This window comes from Bifidobacterium sp. ESL0745, from assembly GCF_029433335.1.
In the GTDB taxonomy this organism is placed as follows: Bacteria; Actinomycetota; Actinomycetes; order Actinomycetales; family Bifidobacteriaceae; genus Bifidobacterium.
Map to the genome: position 1 here is coordinate 1,141,489 of NZ_JAQTHX010000001.1, position 23,217 is coordinate 1,164,705.

Sequence of the window (23,217 nt, forward strand, 5' to 3'; positions counted from 1 at the left end):
ACAAAAATCTTGTAACAAGCTAAATTCCATCACTTCAGAGCACTGATTACGCCTTGGTGCATTAAGCCGAAATCTACATACCGCAAAGTTGGCGCGCTGGGACAAGTCAGAGCACTCGTACAGGTCGCCACGCTTTAGCCAAGCCGAATATACGTTGTCGAGCCGCATTCACTTAAGCCGCTACATTCCGTCAAGCCGGTACGTCAACCAAACCAGCACGTTCAACCGAACTTACTTCTTTAATAAACCATGCAACCGTTAACCAAGCAACTGCAGCAAATCGTCCTTCGTGAGGTTCGAGATGCCGGCTGAGGTGCCGGTGCCGGCGTTGTCGACGAAACGATGGGCCAGGTCGTTCTTGGACTGCTGCATCTTTAGGATGCGCTCCTCGATGGTGTCCTTGGCGACAATCTGGTAGACGTTGACGTCCTGGGTCTGGCCGATGCGGTGGGCGCGGTCGGTGGCCTGCTCCTGCGCGGCGGCGTTCCACCACGGATCGGCGTGCACCACCACGCAGGCACCTGTGAGGTTGAGGCCCGTGTTGCCGGCCTTCAAGGAAATCAGGAAAACCGGGGTATCGTCCGAATTGAACTGGTCGACCAGCTCGAGGCGTTTGCGCTTGGGGGTGGCACCGGTGATGACGTTGTAGGCGACGCCGTTCTTGCGCAGGCGCTCGGCGATCAGGTCGAGGAAGCTGGTGAATTGTGAGAAGATCAGCATCTTGCGACCGGCGTCCTGACAGCTGGAGACCAGCTCCTCGATGGCGTCGAGCTTCGCCGACGTGACTTTGCGAGGCTTAGCGGGGCTTCCAGCCTTCGACGTTTCCGAAACATTGGTGCCAGAAGCACCAGAACCCGCGACCGACAAATCACCATTCCTTACAATTGCGTTCGCAGATTCATCGGCAGTTTCGCTGAGTTCATCAATCGATTCATCGTCGGCACGCTCGACCTCGCGGCTTGGCTCGCCCCAGACGTGCGCATCCTTTTTGACGACGTTGCTGCCGACATTGCTGAAGAGCAGTCGCGGGTCGCAGCAGGCCTGACGCAGGCGGGTGAGCTGGGCCAAAATCTGGATTTTGCCGGTCTTGTATTCGATGTCGCGCTGCTTGTTGAGGGTGGCCCGAAGCTGCTGCTCAAGTGCGGCATACAGCCTGCGCTGCTCCCCCTGAAGCTGGACAGTGATGACGTTTTCAATCTTGTCCGGCAAATCCTTTAGGACCTGCGACTTCAGACGGCGCAGAATGAACGGGCCGACGAACGCCTGCAGCTTGGCCTGCGCGTTTTCGTCGCCGGAAAGAATCGGCATTTCGAAACGGTCACGGAAATGTTTGTAGGCTCCCAACATGCCGGGCATGAGGAAATCAAAGATGCTCCACAGCTCGGAAAGCCGGTTTTCGATCGGCGTGCCGGTCAAGGCAAAACGGTGACGCGCACTAACGGAACGCACGGCATGGGCGGATTTGGTGGCGTGGTTCTTGATATATTGCGCCTCGTCAAGCGTCATACAATAACATTCGAGGCCGTCGTAATCCTCGATATCACGGCGCAGCAAATCGTACGAAGTAATCAGAACATCGGGCGCGACCCATTGTGTCGTATCTGCACCGTCATCATCAATAGGTTGAGGGCTGTTGGCACTTTGCCAACCGTCGTCGGAAGCGCCCATGGAAATATCAAGACTCGGCTGAGCACCATTCGCATTCTTTTGATACTGCGCTTTTCCGCCCGCATACCACGCCTTCGCGTTCTTGAGCGTCGCACGGCGCTCGGCCTTGGAACCGGCGAGCACCTGCACGTTGAGTTCGGGGGCGAACTTGGCGCACTCGGCGGCCCAATTGTAGACCAGCGATGCCGGGCAGACGATGAGGTTCGGCCCGATCTGGCGCTGTTCGCCACGCCTGGCAACCAGATACGAAAGCATCTGCACGGTTTTGCCCAGGCCCATTTCGTCGGCCAGAATACCGCCGAAGCCCTTATCGGCCACGGCATTGAGCCAACGGAAGCCCTCAACCTGATACGGGCGCAGGACATGCGCGAGCGACCTCGGAACCTTATAGGTCTTCGGGTCGATGACGCGCAAATCATTCAAATAGCTGCGGAATTCATCACTTTTATCTTCATCTTCCGCTTCGTTGTCGAGGTAATAGGCCTCGTAAGCGGGCACGGAAACGGCCCCGGAATCGAGGTCGACCGGTTTAAGGCCCAAATCGCTGCTGACCTCGTCCAATTTGCCGGTATCGACGTCGGCCATATTGACGAATGCACCGTTACGCAAACGATGGAACTTGCGACGCTTGCGATAGCTGTTGAGCAATGCCGGCACTTCGGATGGGTCGATTTCGTCGGCGATCGGCGAGATTTCAACCAGGCCGGATTTGACCGACAGACCGATCTTGAAAACGGGGTGCGGTGAGGAGGTGAGCCCGTCGAAACTCGGCGTGGAAAACACTTCTCCGAGACCTCGCAAGACGGGAAGCCCTTCATTCAAGAGCTTGTAGATGGCCTTGTCATTGTCTTCAGGGATGCGCGCTATCGGGCCCTCCGGCATCGGGAAGTACTGGCGCACGGCCTCCACAGCCAGACGCTCGGTTTCGCGATCCCGTGCGACCGGCTCGTTCGGGCCGATACCGGAGAAGACGTGAAAGCGTTCGTCGCCGTAACGCGCCTGCACATCGCAGGTGATGCCGTTCTTGTCACGATCGAGGTATGTCTCGATATGGCAGGGGATGCGGCGCATTTTAATCAATTCCGGCGGCAGTTTGACAGCGATGCCATGATGGGAGGTGCCTCGCGATGTGGCAGGTGTCAAGTCGTCGGTTACTTTGGATTTTGTACCGGAAATCGTGCTTGTTTCGTTTTGCGACGAGCCATCTGATGCCGTATTGTCGGCATCTCCAGACCTACCGGTGTTGCTCGCCTCGCCGGCATCATCGCCACCATCCGCAACGACCGGATCAAGCGCAGGCAGCACCGTACGGGAGAACTCCTCGATGTCATCACCGCTCAAATACAGATCGCCACGTTCGTCACCGGTGCACAGTACCCCGAGCAAATTGCGGTTCGCGGTCATGGCACTGGAGCAACGGTGGATTTCGGGGGTGTCCAAACCGAAAGCGTGATTGGCGGAAGGACTGCCGACGACCACAAACGACGACCCGCGACCGATGATGAATTTTTCGATATTCAAGGAATGAAGGATGACGTAGCTGTGTTTTTGTGATCCGTCATCATCATGTTGCCGCGCGAATCGTCGATCTTGCGAGCTGGTGCCGTTGTTGCTGTTGTCATTCTCGTCATACGCGCGAACGACCTGAAGTCCCAAATCCGGGTCGCCGTCAACCACGCGAACCGGAATGGCTGCAGCGAAACTGCCGTGAACCGGGACATAGTCCAACGTCACATCCGCATCGACGAACAAATCCAGAAGCTCGGCCGTTTCATCGTCGGAAAGCCGCATTTCCTGGGCCTCCGCCTTGCTCTGATAGAACTTGTAATCACCGGAAACGCTTTTGCGAATCTCGATGGCACGCCCGAGAATGGCCAAAATCGAACGCGAGCGCTCGTCGAACGAATCACGGGAATGGACAAACGCGAGTTTTTTGCCATAAGTGACGAATTCGCGACGCTGCACCGCTTCGACAAGGGCACGCACGTCCTTGACAACATAGGAAATACCCTTGGACGGCACAGCGATATGCAGACGCATATACCAGTCGCGACCGGAATTTTCCAGCATCGGGCGCAGTACGACCGAGCCGATCGGCATGTGGCGGCTCAGCGCCACATTGCTGCCGATATCACCTGAAGCACGGCTGCTGACTTCCTTCAGAAGATCCAGCTGGCGGTTCTTGGCCTGGGCCTCAAGCTGGGAATCCTCCTGCTCCATGAAGGAACGCAAGGCCCGCGACGTGCGGCGGACCACCCTGCGCTGGCGGGCGCCGATGCCCGATCCACCCCGCGATCCGGAAGAGGCGGCGACGCCGTTGCCCAGCTCCTCGAACTTCTGCGGAGTATCATTGTATTGCATAATCAGCGCGATGACATGCTTGCAGATCGTGCCGAACCGCCCGAATGCCGGGCAGGTGCAATCCGCCTCGATGATCTCGCCATGGTTCTCGTCGATGCGGGCGCTCACCACGTAATCGTCTGCGAATTCGTCCGCGGGTTCGACGCTTGCGGCCAGCAACGTGCCGTCCTCGCCGGGAGTGCAGGTCAAATCGTGCATGCGCCTGCTGGAAATGACCTCGTAGGCGCGGTAGAAAGCCTTGCCACCGCGCTGGCGCAGGACTTTTTCGGGAACCGCCGGCTCGTTGGCACCGAACGTCACGCCGCCGTCAGGGTCGACAACCCCGCCGAACGTATCGTTGTCGGAACCCGACCCAAGCCCGAATCCCCCCGAGCTCCCGGTTCTTGACCCGTACACCGACGCATGCCAATCCAAATCGCGTTCCCCTTTTTCACTGCCATCTTGCCGACCATTGGACGCTGGTTCTGATATCAACAGACACCAAGACCGCAAACTTCTATTCTACCCCACTTCACTATTTGGTGAAATGCCGTTTCCTTTTTGACGCCCTTGTTGCAGAACCGACGCAAGAACGTACCGGCAAACGCAACCTTTCAGCCTTAGCCGAACGCACGCTGCCCTTTTGCGGTGCCTTGTGGCACACTGACTGAAACGTATGAATAATCAGGTATAACATGATATGAATATGGAGGAGATATGACGAGCATGGACGCTGACACAAACGAAGCATATGAAACTTTTGACACCGGCAAAAACGACAATGACAACGCCGCACGGTACGGGAGCGAATCCGGTTCCGGCACACAAACGCAGACCGCCTATTTCGCAGGCGGCTGCTTCTGGGGCGTCGAACGGTATTTCCAAGGCGTCGACGGGGTCACCGGCACCCAGGTCGGCTATGCGCAATCACACAAGGCAAACCCGACGTATGAAGAGGTCTGTTCCGGGACCACCGATGCGGCGGAAACCGTGCGCGTCACCTATGACCCGGCTCGCGTGACCTTGCGAACGCTGACGCTGCTGTTTCTGGACGTCATCGACCCGTTCTCCGTGGACCGGCAGGGCAATGACACAGGGCGGCAGTATCGCAGCGCGATGTTCTATCTGAACGAGGTGCAGAAAGCGGTATACGAAAAGGCATTGCAACAGCTTGTCACCCGCGAGGGGCGAGAATCCGCGGTAATCGTCGAACCGCTGCACAACTTCTACCCCGCCGAGACCTACCATCAGGATTATCTGGACAAGAACCCCGGCGGATACTGCCATATTCCGGTGCAAAAGCTGATGAACGTCGGCAAGCGCCAGCGCTATATCGAGCGCGTCTGGGACCTCGACCCGGAGCAGTACGCGGTGACGCAGGAAGCCGCCACGGAGCGCCCGTTTACCAACAAATACGACCAGAATTTCGAGCCGGGCATCTATGTGGACATCGTCAGCGGCGAACCGCTGTTCCTTTCCACCGACAAGTTCGACGCAGGCTGCGGCTGGCCGGCGTTCTCCAAGCCGATTGACGCATCTGCTTTGACGGAACACCGCGACATCAAGCTGCCCGGGCGGCCGCGCATTGAGATCCGCACCGCCGACTCGCAGATTCATCTGGGTCACGTCTTCGACGACGGGCCGCGCGACCGCGGAGGACTGCGCTACTGTATGAACTCGGCTTCGCTGCGTTTCGTGCCGCGCGACCAGATGGAGGCGCAAGGATACGGCAAGTATGTGAAAATGCTTGACGACGCACAATGAGTATAGGGATGGGACTGGGCTTAGGCCGAAATTGGAACTCGGCCCAGACCGAGTCTCGACACAAAGCGAACGCAGCTAAGGCGAGACAAAAACCGAAACCCGAATCAGGCGAAACAGGAACCCAATCCAGGTGCAAACGGCAGAATCAGAATCTTGAACCTGACCCGGAACGCAGAATCGAAACCCAGATCGAGCTGGATTCAATATAGCTCAACCGAGGTTTTCGGATTGCGCATGGCGGTGTGGATAAGAAAATAGTTATCCACACCGCTTTTTGATACCAAATCGGCTTTATACCAACGATTTCGAGCATTCGACCACAGTACCCGTTCCAACTTGCATTGAGGTGTATAGCACCAATAGACTTGATAGTTAAGAGAGACGATACGGCTATTGGAAGGTTATTATGGGTGCATTGACAATACAACATACTGCTGCTCGGCCTATACTGAAGATACCCAAAAATACGGTACCGAACTTTAAAGAGGACGATATGGCAAAACTGACGATGAACATCGACCCGGAACTCAAGCAGGACGCGGCGGAGCTGTTCGAGAAAATGGGGCTCAACATGACCACGGCCATCACCATGTTCCTGAAGCAAAGTGTGCGCGACGGCATGCTGCCCTTCCAGCCATCCTCCTACCCCACTGGATTCAAAATCGGCTATCCAAAGCACCAGATGGATCACAAGAAAATGATTGAAGAAGCCAAAGCGGACAGAGACTCTATAAAGTTGCCTTCTTATATAGGAAAACTCACACCAGACGATGTCAAAGAGGAGTTGTCTCGCCGTGAAAAATAAAATTTTCGTAGATACCAATTTTCTGCTCGATATCATGGCCACCGACCGTCCAAATTCTGATGCAGCATTTTCGTTCTTCATGCGAGTCTCCAATAGCCACGAGCCCAATGTCGCGGTTTGTGCGGGGAGTCTTAAAGATGCCTATTACATCTCACGTCGTGACCTGCCAGAAACGAAACGACGCAATTGGATGCGCAGATTTATCGACGCGTTCGAGATCCTCCCAATCGACAATGCAATTTGCAAAACAGCAGTCGATTCTGACGAACCTGACTTTGAAGACGGGATTATCCGAGCTTGTGCCGAGCGTTGGCAGGCCGACTGTCTTGTCTCACGCGATGTCAAGGCATTCCTCAACTCGTCAGTGCCGAAAATCAGCAGTGACGAATTTGTCAGTAACCTTGAAAGCAATCCGCATGAAGGATAAAGCAGTGTTTCACTTTGCTGCCTGGCTACCGCTACCAGCTAAATGTTTGGCCAGATAGCGACCGGTGATGCTGGCTGGATTATTGGCAATCTCGTCCGGGATGCCGGTGGCGACAACCGTGCCGCCTTCCTCGCCTCCGCCCGGACCCATGTCGATGACGTAGTCGGCGTTGGCGATCATGTCAAGGTCGTGCTCAATGAAAACCACCGTGGCACCGCCTTTGATGAGGCGTTGCAGCACGTCGATCAACGTACGAACGTCAAGCGGATGAAGACCGGTCGTCGGCTCGTCAAGGACGAAAAGCGACGTGCTCTGCCGCTTGCCGAGCTCGTTGGAAAGCTTGAGACGCTGCGCTTCGCCGCCGGAAAGATTCGGAGTGTCCTCTCCCAACGTAAGGTAGCCGAGGCCGAGATCATGGAGCGTTCCGAGGGCTTTATGAATGCGTTTCAACAGAGTGGAGGTGATCATATCGCCGGAATCAACAGCATCTAACGATCCATCGAATCCCGCAGAACCGGCTGCGGTGTCAAGTCGTTTCCGATTCGCAGAACCATGAGACGAGGAAGCGGAAACCCGGGCGGAATCCTCATCAAGTGCGAAGACATCAAGGGCGTCGTCTACTTCCAAATCCAGCACTTCGGGCAATGTCAGCCCCTGCGGATGCGTTGGGGTTGAAAGCCGTACATCGTTGACTTCGGGACGATACCGCCGTCCTTCGCAAGTCGGGCAGGTGATGGTGACATCCGGCAAGAACTGGATATCGAGGCTGATCTGACCAGTACCATCACATTGCGGGCAACGCAGGGAACCGGTGTTGTAGGAGAACGCGGAAACCTTAAGCTTACGTTGCTTGGCTGAGGCGGTGGAGGCGAACGCCTTGCGCAGCATGTCCATAATGCCGGTGTAGGTGGCGACCGTGGAGCGCACGTTGATGCCGATCGGCGTAGAATCGACCAGACGCACGCGCGTGATACCGGCGGCACCGAGCGAACGAACGTGAGCCGGCAACGGCGTATTGCTCTCCTGCGCCTGCAACGCGGGAATCAGCGATTCCAAAACCATCGTCGTCTTGCCCGAGCCAGAAACACCGGTGACAGCTGTCATCCGACCACGCGGGATGGCGACATCCAACGGGTGCACGGTATGGATCGCATCCGTTTTCATGCTGATCCAGCCCGTTTCGGAAACCGGCGGCAACGCAAGGCGCTTACGGACAACCACGGGCTCGGAGCCGTCGAGGAAACCGGCGATGCGCGACTTCGAGTTACGCAGTATCTCGGCGGGTGTTCCTTGCGCGAGGATACGTCCGCCTCGGCTGCCGGCACCCGGTCCCATTTCGATGAAGTAGTCGGCGGCGTTGAGCACATGGACGTCATGGTCCACAAACACCACCGAATTTCCGGAAGCCAACAAATCACGCATCACGCCGATAAGCCCCTCGATATTGGCCGGATGAAGGCCAGTGGAAGGCTCATCGAGCACGTAAAGCACGCCCGTGGTCTCGTTGCGCACCGCTCTCGAAAGCTGGGCGCGCTGGCGCTCGCCGGTGGAAAGCGTCGTGCTGGCACGGTCGAGCGTCAAATATCCCAAGCCAAGCTGGATAAGCCTTCGACCCATGTCTTCCAAAGTATCGACCAGACTATCAGCCATCTGCCGCATATCCTGTGGCAACGAATCCGGTACGGTCTTGGCCCAGGAAAGCACCTTGCGCAACGGCCAAGCCGTGACTTCAGCCAGGTTGCGTTCACCGATTTTCGGCGCACGCGCAGCCTCATTAAGACGAGACCCGCCGCAATCCGGGCAAACGCGCTCCACCAGGAATTTCGAGACCTTGGCCAAACGTTTCTCATCATTGGCGCGCTCAAGTTCCTTGGTCACGGTAAGCCGTGCGTTGCGGAATGTGAAGTCGATATGGTGCACGCCTTTGACGGAGGTAAGCGTGATGGGTTTCTTCTCCTCCGGCCCGTTGAAAACGATGTCGCGTTCCTTGTCAGTAAGGTCCTTGAACGGTACATCGGTGCGCACACCGAATTCGCGAACGATATCGGGCTGGACGTTGAACCCGAACGTCCGCCACGGCACCACGGCGCCCTCGTCGATGGTGAGGTTTTTATCGGGAACAATCGCGGCGTCGTTGACCTCGTGAATGGTTCCGGTTCCCTGACATTTCGGGCAGGCACCGGTGGAATTGAATGCCAGTTGTTCGGCACTGGGCGGCTCTACGAGTGCGCCACAAACCGCACAATGAATGGGAATCTCAGCGGCGACATCAAGCGTCGGCTTCTGATAATGCCCATTCGGGCAACGATGCGAAGCCAGACGCGAGAACATCAACCTCAACACATTCAACGTCTCGGTGGAAGTGCCGAAGGTGGAGCGCATGCCGCCAATACCCGGCCGTTGCCGCAACGCCAAAGCCGGCGGAATGAACCTCACCGAATCGACCTGAGGCTTCTCGGCCTGCGTCATTCGACGGCGGGTGTAGGTCGAAAGTGCGTCAAGATAGCGCCGCGAACCCTCTGCATAAAGCACGCCCAGCGCCAGCGACGATTTTCCGGAACCGGAAACTCCAGCGATACCGACGAGTTCGTTCAGCGGAATCGAAACGTCGACATCCTGCAGATTATGGACACGGGCACCGCGTACCTCAATGGCTTGAGGTACCAAAGAAGCCGACGTCGTAGCGTTACCTCGCACCGCTGCATTGTTGCCATTGTTTGCCGCATTCATCTTACGTATTCCATTCTCGCCATCGCTCACGGGCTCAACTCTATTCGCCGTACCCACCCGGTTTCTTATGCGAGCATAATCAGTCGGTTTCCAATAGGAGAAAAGCGGACTTTATCGACTCATCTATGCATATTCCTGATGGAAACGCAAAAGGTGCCATGGAAGTCCACAGCACCTTTTACAAAATTCAAATTCTGAATTTAACAGACAACAGGTCTGAAACCATCACTACCTGTTTCAGCGCGAACGACGGAACGGGGTCGAGTTGCGTTTGCCATGCGAACGGTGAAAACCGTCGGCTTTGCGCGAACGCTGGTTGCGGTTGCCGGAACGACCTTGATATCCATCATTGCGGCCACCGTTGCCGGAACGACCTTCATAGCCCTCGTCACGGCCTTGTCCACTGCCGCTGAACTTGCCATAACCACCGTGGCGGTTGGATTTACGGGAGCCATAGGAATCGCCGTAACCTTGCGAATAACCGCCGTCACGACGGTCGGAACGGTTGCCGTCATAACGACCTTTGCCCTTGCCGCCTCGCACACCGCGATCATCGTAGTCGGAATGACGGGAGCGTTTGCCACTGCCCTTGCGATAATCATCGTCATAGAATTTGCGCGAACGACGGTCGTCACGGCGACCACGCGAGGAACGACCATCAATCGGGCCTTGACCGTCATCGTAACGCGGGTTGCGGTTCTTACGCCCGTCGCGACGACCGCCACGCGAACGTGAATCCTTGAAATCTCGCGAATCGTTAAAATCGCTGTCACGGCCACCGCGAGCACCGGCATCTTCGAACGAATCGTCATGCCCACGCTTGCCGAACGAACGGCCCGGTCCTTCATGCCGATTGTTGCGGTCACGACGTCCACCACGATCCTTACGGCCGTAACCGCCACGACCGCCACGACCCTCGTTGCGACCGCCACGACCGGTGCGCCCTGCCCTGCGATTGACGACCGGCACAGTCAACGTCCAGCCTTCGACCAGCGGGGCGTGCTCCCCCACCAGTTCCTCAAGCTCGGGAGCGCCGGGAACGACCTGCTCGCTCTTGGCCTTGATACCCGCGCGATGCAACATCTGACGGGCGTCACGGCGCTGCTGTGGCAGGACGAGCGTGACCACATCGCCGGATTCGCCGGCACGCGCGGTACGGCCGGAACGATGCAGGAACGATTTTGGATCCTCCGGCGGCTCGGTCTGCACAACCATCGCCACATCACTCACATCGATGCCACGCGCCGCCACATCGGTGGCCACCAGCACGTTGACATCGCCGGAAGTAAAGGCCTCAAGATGCCGGTCACGCTGGTTCTGCGAAAGGTTGCCCTGCAAATCAACGGCCGGAATGCCTTCCTTGACCAGCTTGTCGGCCATTTTCTTGGCCTGATACTTGGTACGGGTGAAGAGGATGCGCTTGCCTTTGCCACTGGCCAGCTCGCGGATGACCTCGTATTTGTTCCCCTGCGAAACCTCGAAAACGTGATGGGTCATGGTGTCGACCTGCGCATCTGCGGGCGCAATCTCGTGGATCTTCGGGTCGTGCAGGAACTGCTTGACGACCTTATCGACGCCGTGATCGAGCGTGGCGGAGAAGAGCATGCGCTGGCCGGTCGGATCGATCTGCTCAAGCAGACGCTGCACGGAAGGCAGGAAGCCCATATCGGCCATTTCATCGGCCTCGTCAAGCACCGCGATCTCGACATTCTCGATGGAAAGTGCGCCTTGACGCAGCAGATCCTCGAGACGCCCTGGGCAGGCGACGATGATTTCAGCACCTGCCTTGAGTTCGGAGATCTGGCGGCTGTATTTGACACCACCGTAAATGGTGGCGGTCTGCATGTCGTAGGCGGCGGCAAGCGGAGCCACAACATCATTGATTTGATTGACCAGTTCACGGGTAGGGGCAAGAATCATTCCATGCGGATGAGGCAACATGGCACGCTTCTGTGCCTTATGGTCGCCGCGATCCATGCGTTCGAAATCGCGCATCGCGCCTTCGCCCTCGCCCTGCTCGCCAAGACGGGCGACGAGCGGAATGGCAAATGCCAACGTTTTGCCGCTGCCAGTCTCACCGCGGCCAAGCACATCACGCCCGGCCAGCGAGTCGTCGAGGGTATCAGCCTGGATCGGGAAAGCGACGGTCTTGCCGTCACGGGCAAGCACGCTCACGAGCGGGCCCGGTACGCCGAGTTCGGCGAAGGTGCGCTCGGGCTGGTCGCCGGTTTTGGCATACGCAGCTGCGCTTTCGGCCGCTTCTTCGGCCTTTTTGGATTCATTTGAGTTATAAGGATTATTCATTTGTGAGCCTGCATAGTCTCCGCCCCTAAAATCGGCAGAGTTTTCTAAATTATTTTTATGAGTACGACGCTTCGGCACAATAGCCTTTCAAAAGATTGAAGCCGACCTGTCTCTCATACGTGCGGACCCCGGCTTCTCAATGGACAATTCACTATATCAGATCCGCCCCACAACCTTGCTAAATGGAATTCATCAAACCCTCATCCGACACCATACGAGGTGACGGCACGCCGGATACTATCGTTGGAACGCAAAGTACGGGAATTTCCAAAGGACATCATCATGCAGCAACCCATCACGACCTCACCGGCGTTCCTGCGCCAACCCAGCGGACCAGCCACGCGGGACGATCTGGCATGCGCGCAGGATCTCAGGGATACGCTCGAAGCCTATGCCGACCGTTGCGTAGGCATGGCCGCAAACATGATCGGCGAACACAAACGAATCATCGTGTTCAACGACGAACTCACCGACCGCATAATGACGATGTTCAATCCGGAAATCATCGAAAAAGACAGCCCCTATCAAACCGAGGAAGGTTGCCTTTCCTTGAAATCCAGAAGGGAAACGACACGCTTTGAAACGATTCGGGTCCGTTATCAGGACAGAAGATTCAAGGAGCACACTGCCAATTTCAGCGGTTGGACGGCGCAGATCATCCAGCACGAAATCGACCATTGCAACGGCGTGCTCATCTAGGATTCAGCCGCCGGACGAAACCTCAACGCCGGTATCGGCAATATCGGTACCGCCGTTCAGTTCGATTCGACGATGGCATCGCTCGGCGGCGCCTGCTTCTTATGGCGCGGGCTGGGCTGCTTGACCGGCGGGACGTCCGTATAGGGGTGGCCCATGGTGGCCGTGGAAGTATAGAAGCTTTTGGCGGTGCCATTGGGATTGACATTGGGCAACGGTGAGCTCGGTGCGTTTTGAGCACCGTCGGCATGGCCGGTTTCGCCGCGACGATAACGATCCATCATTTGCTTTTGTAGGTCGGCGGCGCTTGGTGGCGTCCACGAAAGCGCATTGGCACCGGCCTCAATGGTTTCACGGATTGATTCGGCCGAACCGCCGGAACTGGCGACCACGGGAATCTCCGGGTAACGATCTTTGACACGGGCGACCACCTCGGCGGTGTTCTTGCCCGCGGCGACGTTGATGATCTTGGCTCCCGCCTCGATCTTGCGCTGCACCTTATCGTCCCATTGCACCACCGTCGCCATCACGGGGACATGCACGGTCATGGCGACTTCGCGAACGATCTCGACCTCGCTGGGAGCATTCAACACAACGCCGGCGACGCCCTGCATTTCGGCAAAAACGGCCAATTCAAGTACGCGGGTGCCGGTGGTGGTGCCTCCCCCGACACCGACGAACACCGGAGCCTGTGCCACGGAAAGCACGGCCTGATTGATGACCGGCTGTCCGGTGAACGGATAGACAGCGAGAATGGCGTCGGCGTTGGTGTTGTGGATCACGGCGGCGTCGGTGGTATAGGCGAACGAGCGCAGGCGCCTGCCTTGCAGCAGCAGTCCCGAAGATTGCTCAATCTCCGCCGGAACCCGGGCGTCAGCCGAGCTCAGCGGATTTTCAATAGGCAAAGCCTCGGGCAGATTCGCCTGAAAGTTGGTCATTTCCTGTCCCATCGTGCCGCTCCCTTCACGGGTTTACCAGTACTTCTCAATCCGCCAATCACGTCCGTCAAGTCTAAAACACCATAATCGTATGACGCAACAATACACAGGTTGAAACGAGCACATTACCAGACCCAACATATCACCGCCACCATTTGTTCCCAAGTGAGCGTCATTTCTTTTTGAACATCCCGAAACCGGCATTAAACCGAGCGCAAAGATTCCTTTCAAACGTCTACTCGATATGCCAAAATTGGCTTGACTCCGCGGGTCACGCAAATCCCGCCGGACCTTTGAAACGCAATGAGACAAAGCACACACAAGAACGAAGGAACGAATACTTGGCTGAATTCATTTTCCAGATGATCAATGCTCGCAAGGCCTATGGCGACCGTGTGATCCTTGACGACGTGACCCTGAGCTTTTTGCCGGGCGCGAAAATCGGCGTCGTCGGTCCCAACGGCATGGGCAAGTCCACTCTTTTGAAGATCATGGCCGGACAGGAAACCGTCTCCAATGGCGAGGCGAAGCTGACCCCGGGCTATTCCGTAGGCATTCTGCAGCAGGAACCGCCGCTGGACGAGGACAAAACCGTCGGTGAGAACATCAAGGCGGCTTTCGGCGACATCACCGAAAAGGTCGACCGATTCAACAAGATCGGCGAAGAGATGGCCGACCCCAATGCCGACTACGACGCGCTGATGGCCGAGATGGGCAAGCTGCAGGAAGAAATTGACGCAGCCAACGGCTGGGACATCGACTCGCAGCTCGAACAGGCGATGGATGCCCTGCAGTGCCCCGACCCCGACACGCCTGTCAAGGTCTGCTCGGGCGGCGAGCGCCGTCGCGTGGCCCTGTGCAAGCTGCTGCTTGAAGCCCCAGACCTGCTGCTGCTGGATGAGCCGACCAACCACCTCGATGCCGAATCGATTCTGTGGCTCGAGCAGTTCCTGCATTCCTACAAGGGTGCCGTCATCGCCGTCACCCACGACCGCTACTTCATGGACAACGTGGCCGAATGGATCTGCGAGGTCGACCGCGGCCACCTTTACCCCTACAAGGGCAACTACTCCACGTATCTGGAGACCAAAGAAAAGCGTATGGAAATCCAAGGCGCCAAGGACGCCAAGCTCGCCAAGAGACTCAAGAACGAAATCGCGTGGGTCAAGAGCTCGCCCAAGGCACGTCAGGCCAAGAACAAGGCACGTCTGGCCCGCTACGACGAAATGGAGAACGAGGCGCGCAACTCCAAGAAGCTGGACTTCTCCGAAATCGTCATCCCGCCAGGGCCGCGTCTGGGTTCGCAGGTGCTGGAGGCCGAGCATATCCGCAAGGCGTTCGGCGAGCGCGTACTGATCGACGACCTCTCCTTCACCTTGCCTCGTAACGGCATCGTCGGCATCATCGGCCCCAACGGCGTCGGCAAATCCACCCTGTTCAAGACCATCGTCGGCAAGGAGCCGTTGACCAGCGGCAAGCTCGACATTGGTGAGACCGTCAAGATCTCGTACGTCGACCAGAACCGCGAGGGCCTCGACCCGAACAAGAACCTCTGGGAAGCGGTTTCCGACGGCAACGACTTCATTGAGGTCGCCGGCGTCGAAGTGCCGACCCGCGCCTACGTGGCCAGCTTCGGCTTCAAGGGCAGCGACCAGCAGAAGCTCACCGGCATGCTTTCCGGCGGCGAACGCAACCGCCTGAACCTTGCGTTGACCCTGAAGCAGGGCGGCAATCTGTTGCTGCTCGATGAGCCCACAAACGACCTTGACGTCGAAACGTTGGAATCGCTGGAGAACGCGCTGATCGAATTCCCCGGCTGCGCCGTGGTCATCTCCCACGACCGCTGGTTCCTCGACCGCATCGCCACGCATATCCTCGCGTGGGAGGGCGACGATGACAACCCGGCCAAGTGGCACTGGTTCGAAGGCAACTTCCAGGCGTATCAGGAAGACAAGGTCAAGCGCCTTGGCGAGGAGGCCTCCCGCCCCCATCGCATCCACCGCAAGCTCACGCGCTAGACAACTTCAACTGCCTCGCATTTACTGACGTGGTGGGGGTGGGGTATGCGATGTCCGACACGCTCCGGGCCGCTCAGGCCAAGTCTTTACGGTCTGACATCGCATACCCCACCCCCACCACTCAACTTTGCCAATGTTAAAGACAATATAAATTAATGAGTTGATTCCGTTGAGTATAGATGGCGGGGATATGCGATGCTGTGGCATAAAGCTTGGCCTACCGGCCTGGAGGGTGCCTCAGCATTGTATATCCCCGCCATCTATACGTCATGAAAACATCAATCCGAGAGGCCGGAGAGAAATAATAAATAAATAGGCAGGTTCAGATGGTGGCGAAATTCGGGCGGAAAGTTGGGCGGCGCGGATAGACTCGCATAAGCGTTAATCCGACAGAAACGAGGAATGACATGGCGGAAGTCAAGGTGAACGACCCGGCGCAGCAGGCGGTTGAGGCACTTGAACTCAAACCCGGAGAAAAGCAAGACGGACGCACCGTCTTCCACGACGCCACGAACCTCTACTACCCCACCGAACGCATCTACGGTGGGCAGATGACCGCACAGGCCATCGTTGCCGCTGCCGACACCGCAGACGACGATAAGGTCGCCAATTCCATCCACGCCACGTTCATCAAGGTCGGCAAGCTCGACGAAGAGACCCGCTACGAGGTCGAATCGCTGCGTGACGGCCGCTCATTCTCCACCCGCCGCGTCGACGCCAAACAGGGTGCCGAGCTCCTGTTCACCGCTACGGTAAGCCTACAGAAGGCCGGCCAGTCCGGGGTGGAATTCAACGACGATATGCCCAAAAACCTGCCGGACCCCGAAACACTTACGAGCGCCCAGGATCTGATGAAACCTTACGCTGATCAGTCGAGTTTCGCCAAATACTATGCCTCACAATCGCCGTTCGACATCCGCCACATCGGCTCGACCGTCATGCTCGCTCCTGACAAGGAGAGCGCCGACAAGGATTCGGGCAAGCAGCTGGTGTGGATGCGCATGGCCAGCCCGGTCAAGGCCTCGCAGAACGCCTACCGTGCGTTGCTGGCTCTCGAATGCGACCAGGTGATGATGGAGCCGGATCTGCGCCGTGCGGGCCTGAGCATTTCGACGCCCGGCATCTTCTACGCTTCGATCGACCACTCGATGTGGTGGTATGACGATATCGACATGAACGAATGGCATCTCTACGTTCAGGACGCCCCCGTCGCCGGCCACGGCCGCGCTCTGGGCATCGCCAAGGTCTATTCGGCAGACGGTAGGCTCCTGGCCGCGATGACGCAGGAAGCCACCATCCGCGTGCCGGAAAAGAAAGATGACAAGAAGAAGTAAAAGTCCGAGTTATCGATTAAAAGATCAGATAAAACCTGCTGCACTGTAAAAGCAAATCGCACCCCGATTGTCGAACAGCTTTCACTGTTTATCAATCGGGGTGCGATTTATTTAGGGAACAAGGCCTTTTGGATTTCTTTTACCGATCTTTAAAACCTTTACACCCTCGAAAATCAAATCCCAAAGATGGGGCGCAATAGCTCAATCCTTCTTCTGCTTTGGAATTTTGACGAAAAGCACCGTGACCGCGACGCAGGCCGCCATAGCGGCAAGGAAGAAGAACGCCGGAGTGAAGGAGCCACCGGCCAGCTTCACCAAGTAGCCAATGGTCATTGGGGCCACAAAACCTCCAAGCGTGCCGCCCGTGTTGACAATGCCGATGGCGGAGCCGATGACGCGGGCATCCATGATCTTATGGGGCCAGGTGAAAATACTGGTGAACACCAGCGTGCTGAACATGCTAAGGAAAATCATCAGAATGATGGAAACCACAAGATTCTTGGAAAGCACGAATGCGACAATCAGCGCTGCCACAATCAGAACCGATCCGATGGTGGCCGGACGCTCCTTATGCAGGAAGAACTTGGAAAGGAGTTTCCCTGAGAAAATCGTTGCTACAGTGCCAAATATCGAGTTGAATGCCAAGATGTATCCAGCCTGTCCGACCGTGAGGTGGAAGGTCTTGGTGATGTAGGAAGGCATCCAGGACATATTGCCATACAAAACGATGTTGATCAGGAACATCGCGATGAACAGGACGATGACGTTGCGGTTCGTAATCACCGTGCTGAATTTCGGCTTGTCGTCGGCCTCGGCCTGAGTCTGGACAGCGGCCTGCGCGGGCTTGTCGTCTTTTTTACCATCCGAAACGAAAATCCAAATCAGCAGGAATGCCACGAGATAGAGGCTACCCAGCACGGCGTAGGCGATGCGCCAATTGTGATTGATGAGCTGGGCTCCCAGCGTATAGGCGAGGATGCCTCCGATGCCGCTGGTGGAAAGAATCAGCGATTGGACGAACGTACGCCTTTCCTGAGGGAAGTTTTCGGCGATCGCCTTGGAACAGCTCGGCGGGTAGCCGCCATGTCCGAGACCGGCGCCAAAACGGATGACGATAAAGAGCGCAAGACCACTGACAATGCCAAAGAGATACGAGAAGATCGCGATGATGATCATGGAGGCCATCAGGACCCGTTTGGCGCCGAACCTGTCGGCCAACCAACCACAGGGAATCTGCATAATCGAATAGGCAAGGAAGAACATGGACATAATAAGGCCAGTCTGACCGGTGTCCAGATGGAACTGGGAAGAAATCGGGATAATCGCCGCCGAAATCATGCTCTTATCCATATAGACCACGGAATAGCCAGTCATCAATGCCGCAATCAGCATGACTCCCGCGCCCTTTGAACCGGTTTTCACCTTTTGAGTGCTAGAAGATCCTGTACCTTTAGATTCTGTCATACACCCTCCTTCGAAATCAACATAGCAATTTGTTATCTACCGCAATGCCATAAAACAAAAAACGTCGAAAACAACAGGATTGGCAGAAGATAATTCTTCTTTAACTACTGATTATTTTCGGTTCTCTCTTCTCGTGCCCAACGGTATGAAGATAACGTTACAACGTCGATTCAAAGATTCTGGGATTTTGACCACATTCGTAATCAAATTTTAATATTGCGGAAGCATAAGATCAGAGTCAACGGGATAAGTGAAGCCACCGACACTTTCGAGAAGCTTTCGTGCAAAGCCCAAAGCGAGCAAAATCGATTGGATACCGTCAACACCTGCAATTTCGTTGTTATCCACAGCGTACATCCGAAATATCACAATCGAAAATCGACTACGACAAATCCTCGAAGTTCGCGTTGTTCTTGCCCATCGATCCGGCAGCGAGCTTGCGTTGGCGTTCACGACGTTTGGCGGCTTTGATCTTCGGATTTTCCGCACCTTCGTCAGGCGGCAACTGGCAGAGCCATTCGCCGACAATGCCAACGACCATATCGGCGATGCAGATGAGCGTAGTCACCACGCATTGGATAATCACACTTTGATAATAGGGAACGCCCCAATGGGTCAGGCACAGCAGCAATTGCGCCAGATACCAGCCGGCAAGTCCTGCTCCGGCGATGCCCAATGCTTTGCAAAGCACCAACGTATACACGGCTTTGGTCGGGTCGATCCAGCTTTTGCGTTTGGCGGGGTCGGTGGTGGCGTATTGATGCACCTGCAGCGCCAAGGCCAGAACAACGACACCGAGGAGCACCAGCACGAACGAAACGAACCACGGGGCGCCGATCAGGGAGAGACCGCTCATCTCATCGGATTTGAACAGCATCGCCCCGAAAAGCAGGCCGATCAGCGCCGCTATTACGTAATACCACCAGGGGGTCCGTCGTGCACTCATCGCGTCTCCCCCAGTATCCAGCGGTCATCGACCTTGCCGACGCGGGCGGCATCCGGCGCCATCGCCAAGAGGAATGAGACCGGATCCCCATCAAGCCGCGCATCGGGATCCATGTCAAGCCACGGGGCGAGGATTTCGGCCTGCGTCTTGGCTTCCGCCAACGGCAATTCCATCGCACGGGCGATGTTTCCCACGATATTTTCAGCGCCTTGATTCGTGCCATTGTCTGCAGCATTTCCAACAGCATCATCAACAGTATTGTCAGCCACACCTTGAGTTACGTTCTGCAGGCCCATCGTCTCGCCTTCGACATCGACCAATCGCAACGTGATGGCACCTTCATGTGAGGCAGTTAGGGAATCAAGCAAAGCAACGATGGCCTGCGGCTTCAGTTTGGTAGTCAGCTGGATGACAGCAGCGCTTGCATCGGAGCTGTCGACGCCCATGACGTGATACAACGGCGAAATGCCCTCGACCTGGTTGCCCGGCACCGCATCCAACGAGACGATCACAGAACGGAAACGCTTCTCGGCGTCGTCCATCTTGCTGCGCATGGCGATGATGGCACGACGAGGGACGGCATAGACGTCGTCGGTGGCGTCCTGCTCTTCGACCCGCTTCCTATCGGCTTCATTCCTGCGTTGCCGATCGGCAATCGCCGCACCGGCCAACGAAGCCTTCGTGGGAGCGGCGCTGCCGCCCGCTTCCCCGTTTGCATTATCTTTTCCACCGTCATCGGCTGTCGGGCCAAGGCCGACCGGGACATCAGCAAACCTGAGAGCGCCTACGATAACGCTTTCGGCGACTTCGGTTCCGTAGCCGTTACCGGTTTCAGCATTTTTCCGGTTGCCGGCCTCAACATTAAGCCCGTCATCGAGATAAAGCGTGACCTCGGCATGCACCCTGCCGCCTTTGATGGCTTGGAGCACCCGCTGCCAGACCTCGGCCCCGGACGCGACATCCTCGCTCAAAGTCTCATCGTAGGAGAGCGAAAGCCGTGCTTGGACGCCGAGGGGCGTGCCATCAGCTGTCACGCCCCTCGACTCTTGCGAATCGTCGATCAATGGATTCGACATGTCACTCACTGGATTCTTCCGGCTTCATGCCGACCGAGCGCTTGAGCGATTCGGGAATCGGCACCGGCGGGATGTCGGAATCCGGCCGAGCCGCATCGGAAAGCCAAAGCTTGCGTTCCGGGGCCTTCTTCAGATTGGCGAAGATGACCTTCAGCTCCTTTTCGTTCAGGGTTTCCTTGACCAAGAGCTGACGCACCAGCTCATCGAGCACATCGCGGTTGTCGGTGATGATCTGCCAGGCCTCGGTGTGTGCGGTCTCGATCATGCCGTGAACCTCTTCGTCGATGATGTCCTGCGTACGCTCGGAGTAATCATGGATGAAGTTGTTGGCGGAATCCTCACCATGCTCGGAATCACCCCACTTGACGGCTCCGAGCTTGGAGGACAGGCCGAATTCGATGACCATCTTACGGGCGATCTGCGTGGCCTTCTCGATGTCGTTGGAAGCGCCGGTGGTCGGGTCATGGAAAACGACCTCTTCGGCGGTGCGGCCGCCCATGGCATAGGCCATCTGATCCAAGAGCTCGTTACGGGACTGGGAGTAGCGGTCCTGCGTGGGCATCACAGCGGTATAGCCCAAGGCACGGCCTCGCGGCAGAATCGTCACCTTGGTCACCGGGTCGGTATTGTGCAGTGCGGCGGCGACCAGCGCGTGGCCGCCCTCGTGGTAGGCGGTGTTGCGCATCTCGTCGAGGGCCATGCCGCGCGACTGGCGCTTCGGACCGGACTGGACACGGTCGATGGCCTCGTCGATGGCGCGGTTGTCGATCAGTTGGGCTCCCACACGGGCGCAGAGCAATGCAGCCTCGTTCAGCACATTGGCCAGGTCGGCACCAGTGAAGCCAGGCGTCCGCACGGCCACGGTGTGCAAATCGACATCGGGGACGAACGGCTTGCCTTTGGCGTGCACCTTGAGGATTTCCTCGCGGCCTTCCAGGTCCGGGGCCTCGACGGCCACCTGACGGTCGAAACGACCGGGACGCAACAGCGCCTCGTCCAAAACGTCAGGGCGGTTGGTGGCGGCAATGATGATGAGGTTGGTGTCGTTGTCGAAACCATCCATCTCGACCAGCAGCTGGTTCAGGGTCTGCTCGCGCTCGTCGTGTCCGCCGCTCATGCCGGAGCCACGCTTGCGGCCGACGGCGTCGATCTCATCGATGAAGATGATGGCCGGCGCGTTCTTCTTGGCCTCGTCGAAGAGGTCACGTACACGGGAGGCACCAAGACCGACGAACATCTCGACGAAGTCGGAACCTGCCATGGAGTAGAACGGTACGCCCGCCTCGCCTGCGACGGCTCGCGCGAGCAGCGTCTTACCGGTTCCAGGAGGGCCATAAAGCAGCACGCCGCGCGGAATCCGGGCACCGAGCGCCTTGTATTTGGAAGGATCCTTCAAAAAGTCCTTGATCTCCTCGACTTCGGCCACGGCGGCTTCCTCGCCGGCCACGTCGGAGAACTTGGTGGTCGGGGTCTGCCCGTCCAGAAGCTTGCCGTTGTCCTTCTTGCCACCCATGCCGAGCATGCCGTTCATGCCACCGCTCATCCGACTGAACAGCCACCAGCAGAGCACCAGAAGGATGATAAAGGGCAACAGCGTGGAAATCAGATAGCCCCACACCGAATCGGACTGCATGTCTGAGGTCCAGCCATTCTTCGGATCGGCCTTCTTGACGGCCTTGAGTACTTCCGGCCCTTCGGCAAGCGTGTAGTAAAACTGCACGTCGCGGCCGTAATTGTGGTTGGACTTTGTGTTGGGATCGACCTTGTTGAAGTCCTGGTCAAGCTTCAGCTTCACCATCTGCTTGTTGTCGATGATCTGGATACGGTTGGCCTCGCCCTGTTGGATGAGCTCCATACCGTTCTTCGTATCAATGGTCTGCGTCCCCGTCGAACTGAACAGCTGGAATCCGGCAAATACCAGCAAAACCAACACCACAATCCAGAGAACCGGCGATTGCCAGAACGGCCGCTTCTCATTGGGGTTGCTATCACCCTTGTTGTTGTTATGGCGGTTGTTACCATTGTTGCCGTTGTTGGAATTGTTGCCCCGATTGAACGGGTTGAAAGGATTGTTGTTATTGTTGTTGGATCCGTTCGGGTTGCCCATCGGCCCCATGGGATTACGAGGATTCTGAGGATAGCTCATGCTGCTTCTCCTTGATAGACGGACGGCTTCAGAACTGCGATGGAATCAAGATTGCGGAAATGTTCCTTATAGTCAAGGCCGAAGCCGACAACGAATTCATCGGGAACTTCGTAGCCTTTATATTTCAAGGGCACATCGACCTCACGGCGGGATGGTTTCTCGAGCAGCGCAAACACCTCGACGCTTGCCGCCCCCCGGCCCTTGAGCTCACGGACAAGCCAGTCAAGCGTATAGCCGGAATCGATGATGTCCTCGACAATCAGGACATTACGCCCTTTGACATCGCAGGAAAGATCTTGACGGACGGTGATTTTCCCGCTGCTTTCGAGCCCTTCGCCATAACTGGACAGGCTCATGAAATCCATCTGCACATTGATGCTCAAAGCCTGTGAAAATGCCGCAAGTGTGTTGACAGCCCCCTTGAGTACGGCGACCAGCAAGAGATCCTTGCCTGCATAATCCTTGCTCACTTGCGCCGCCACTTCTTTGATCTTGCGTTCGATTTGTGCTTTTGACACCAATTCATGGTCGATCTGATCTTGTACATCCGCAATTTGCATA

Annotated in this window: 15 protein-coding genes; 6 read left to right on the forward strand and 9 right to left on the reverse strand. The window is 56.9% G+C overall.

The window, feature by feature from the left end; translation table 11 throughout:
• Nucleotides 1-258: 258 nt before the first annotated feature.
• Nucleotides 259-4,443: an SNF2-related protein gene (locus PT275_RS04460; protein WP_277152728.1), complete on the reverse strand. Its 4,185-nt coding sequence runs from the start codon at nt 4,441-4,443 to the stop codon at nt 259-261.
• 291 nt (nt 4,444-4,734) lie between these two features.
• On the opposite strand from PT275_RS04460, the gene msrA reads away from it, so the two are divergent.
• The 3 genes from msrA to PT275_RS04475 all read left to right on the forward strand — a co-directional run bounded on the left by msrA (nt 4,735) and on the right by PT275_RS04475 (nt 7,004).
• Nucleotides 4,735-5,772, forward strand: coding sequence for a peptide-methionine (S)-S-oxide reductase MsrA (gene msrA, locus PT275_RS04465; protein ID WP_277152730.1), 1,038 nt, complete (start codon nt 4,735-4,737; stop codon nt 5,770-5,772).
• A 493-nt stretch (nt 5,773-6,265) separates the two neighbouring features.
• Nucleotides 6,266-6,577, forward strand: coding sequence for a type II toxin-antitoxin system RelB/DinJ family antitoxin (locus PT275_RS04470; protein WP_277152732.1), 312 nt, complete (start codon nt 6,266-6,268; stop codon nt 6,575-6,577).
• Nucleotides 6,567-7,004 (forward strand): PIN domain-containing protein, encoded by a 438-nt coding sequence (locus PT275_RS04475; protein ID WP_277152734.1) that lies wholly within the window; start codon nt 6,567-6,569, stop codon nt 7,002-7,004. The genes PT275_RS04470 and PT275_RS04475 overlap by 11 nt, the downstream gene beginning before the upstream one ends.
• 9 nt (nt 7,005-7,013) lie before the next feature.
• On the opposite strand, the gene PT275_RS04480 is transcribed toward PT275_RS04475, so the two are convergent.
• On the reverse strand, nt 7,014-9,764 hold the full coding sequence (locus PT275_RS04480; protein ID WP_277152736.1) for an excinuclease ABC subunit UvrA: 2,751 nt from the start codon (nt 9,762-9,764) through the stop codon (nt 7,014-7,016).
• A 207-nt stretch (nt 9,765-9,971) separates the two neighbouring features.
• Entirely contained in the window at nt 9,972-12,038 is a 2,067-nt protein-coding gene (locus tag PT275_RS04485; RefSeq protein WP_277152738.1) for a DEAD/DEAH box helicase, read from the reverse strand.
• Nucleotides 12,039-12,320: 282 nt separating this feature from the next.
• Between PT275_RS04485 and PT275_RS04490 the strand changes: the two genes are divergently transcribed.
• On the forward strand, nt 12,321-12,737 hold the full coding sequence (locus tag PT275_RS04490) for a peptide deformylase (protein WP_277152740.1): 417 nt from the start codon (nt 12,321-12,323) through the stop codon (nt 12,735-12,737).
• A 56-nt stretch (nt 12,738-12,793) separates the two neighbouring features.
• Here the strand turns inward: PT275_RS04490 and PT275_RS04495 are convergent, their stop codons facing one another.
• Entirely contained in the window at nt 12,794-13,684 is an 891-nt protein-coding gene (locus tag PT275_RS04495; protein WP_277152742.1) for a dioxygenase, read from the reverse strand.
• A 329-nt stretch (nt 13,685-14,013) separates the two neighbouring features.
• On the opposite strand from PT275_RS04495, the gene ettA reads away from it, so the two are divergent.
• On the forward strand, nt 14,014-15,690 hold the full coding sequence (gene ettA, locus PT275_RS04500) for an energy-dependent translational throttle protein EttA (RefSeq protein ID WP_277152745.1): 1,677 nt from the start codon (nt 14,014-14,016) through the stop codon (nt 15,688-15,690).
• Nucleotides 15,691-16,097: 407 nt separating this feature from the next.
• Nucleotides 16,098-17,024 (forward strand): acyl-CoA thioesterase domain-containing protein, encoded by a 927-nt coding sequence (locus tag PT275_RS04505; protein ID WP_277152747.1) that lies wholly within the window; start codon nt 16,098-16,100, stop codon nt 17,022-17,024.
• Nucleotides 17,025-17,225: 201 nt separating this feature from the next.
• On the opposite strand, the gene PT275_RS04510 is transcribed toward PT275_RS04505, so the two are convergent.
• From PT275_RS04510 to hpt, 5 genes are all read right to left on the reverse strand, one after another.
• Nucleotides 17,226-18,488: an MFS transporter gene (locus tag PT275_RS04510; protein WP_277152749.1), complete on the reverse strand. Its 1,263-nt coding sequence runs from the start codon at nt 18,486-18,488 to the stop codon at nt 17,226-17,228.
• A gap of 382 nt (nt 18,489-18,870) precedes the next feature.
• Nucleotides 18,871-19,434, reverse strand: coding sequence for a DUF3180 domain-containing protein (locus PT275_RS04515; RefSeq protein ID WP_277152751.1), 564 nt, complete (start codon nt 19,432-19,434; stop codon nt 18,871-18,873).
• Complete coding sequence (locus tag PT275_RS04520; protein WP_277152753.1) at nt 19,431-20,519, reverse strand: hypothetical protein; 1,089 nt, start codon at nt 20,517-20,519, stop codon at nt 19,431-19,433. The genes PT275_RS04515 and PT275_RS04520 overlap by 4 nt, the downstream gene beginning before the upstream one ends.
• Nucleotides 20,512-22,656 (reverse strand): ATP-dependent zinc metalloprotease FtsH, encoded by a 2,145-nt coding sequence (ftsH, locus tag PT275_RS04525; RefSeq protein ID WP_277152755.1) that lies wholly within the window; start codon nt 22,654-22,656, stop codon nt 20,512-20,514. The genes PT275_RS04520 and ftsH overlap by 8 nt, the downstream gene beginning before the upstream one ends.
• Nucleotides 22,653-23,216 carry a hypoxanthine phosphoribosyltransferase gene (hpt, locus tag PT275_RS04530; RefSeq protein WP_277152757.1) on the reverse strand — a complete coding sequence of 188 codons (564 nt, stop codon included), beginning with the start codon at nt 23,214-23,216 and terminating at the stop codon, nt 22,653-22,655. The genes ftsH and hpt overlap by 4 nt, the downstream gene beginning before the upstream one ends.
• Nucleotide 23,217: the final 1 nt, after the last annotated feature.

What these genes read in the sequence shown, in the direction of transcription:
- msrA (WP_277152730.1), top strand. Translation starts at nt 4,735, where the DNA reads ATGGACGCTGACACAAACGAAGCATATGAAACTTTTGACACCGGCAAA.
- PT275_RS04470 (WP_277152732.1), top strand. Translation starts at nt 6,266, where the DNA reads ATGGCAAAACTGACGATGAACATCGACCCGGAACTCAAGCAGGACGCG.
- PT275_RS04485 (WP_277152738.1), bottom strand. Translation starts at nt 12,038, where the DNA reads ATGAATAATCCTTATAACTCAAATGAATCCAAAAAGGCCGAAGAAGCG.
- PT275_RS04490 (WP_277152740.1), top strand. Translation starts at nt 12,321, where the DNA reads ATGCAGCAACCCATCACGACCTCACCGGCGTTCCTGCGCCAACCCAGC.
- PT275_RS04495 (WP_277152742.1), bottom strand. Translation starts at nt 13,684, where the DNA reads ATGGGACAGGAAATGACCAACTTTCAGGCGAATCTGCCCGAGGCTTTG.
- PT275_RS04505 (WP_277152747.1), top strand. Translation starts at nt 16,098, where the DNA reads ATGGCGGAAGTCAAGGTGAACGACCCGGCGCAGCAGGCGGTTGAGGCA.
- PT275_RS04510 (WP_277152749.1), bottom strand. Translation starts at nt 18,488, where the DNA reads ATGACAGAATCTAAAGGTACAGGATCTTCTAGCACTCAAAAGGTGAAA.
- PT275_RS04515 (WP_277152751.1), bottom strand. Translation starts at nt 19,434, where the DNA reads ATGAGTGCACGACGGACCCCCTGGTGGTATTACGTAATAGCGGCGCTG.
- ftsH (WP_277152755.1), bottom strand. Translation starts at nt 22,656, where the DNA reads ATGAGCTATCCTCAGAATCCTCGTAATCCCATGGGGCCGATGGGCAAC.
- hpt (WP_277152757.1), bottom strand. Translation starts at nt 23,216, where the DNA reads ATGCAAATTGCGGATGTACAAGATCAGATCGACCATGAATTGGTGTCA.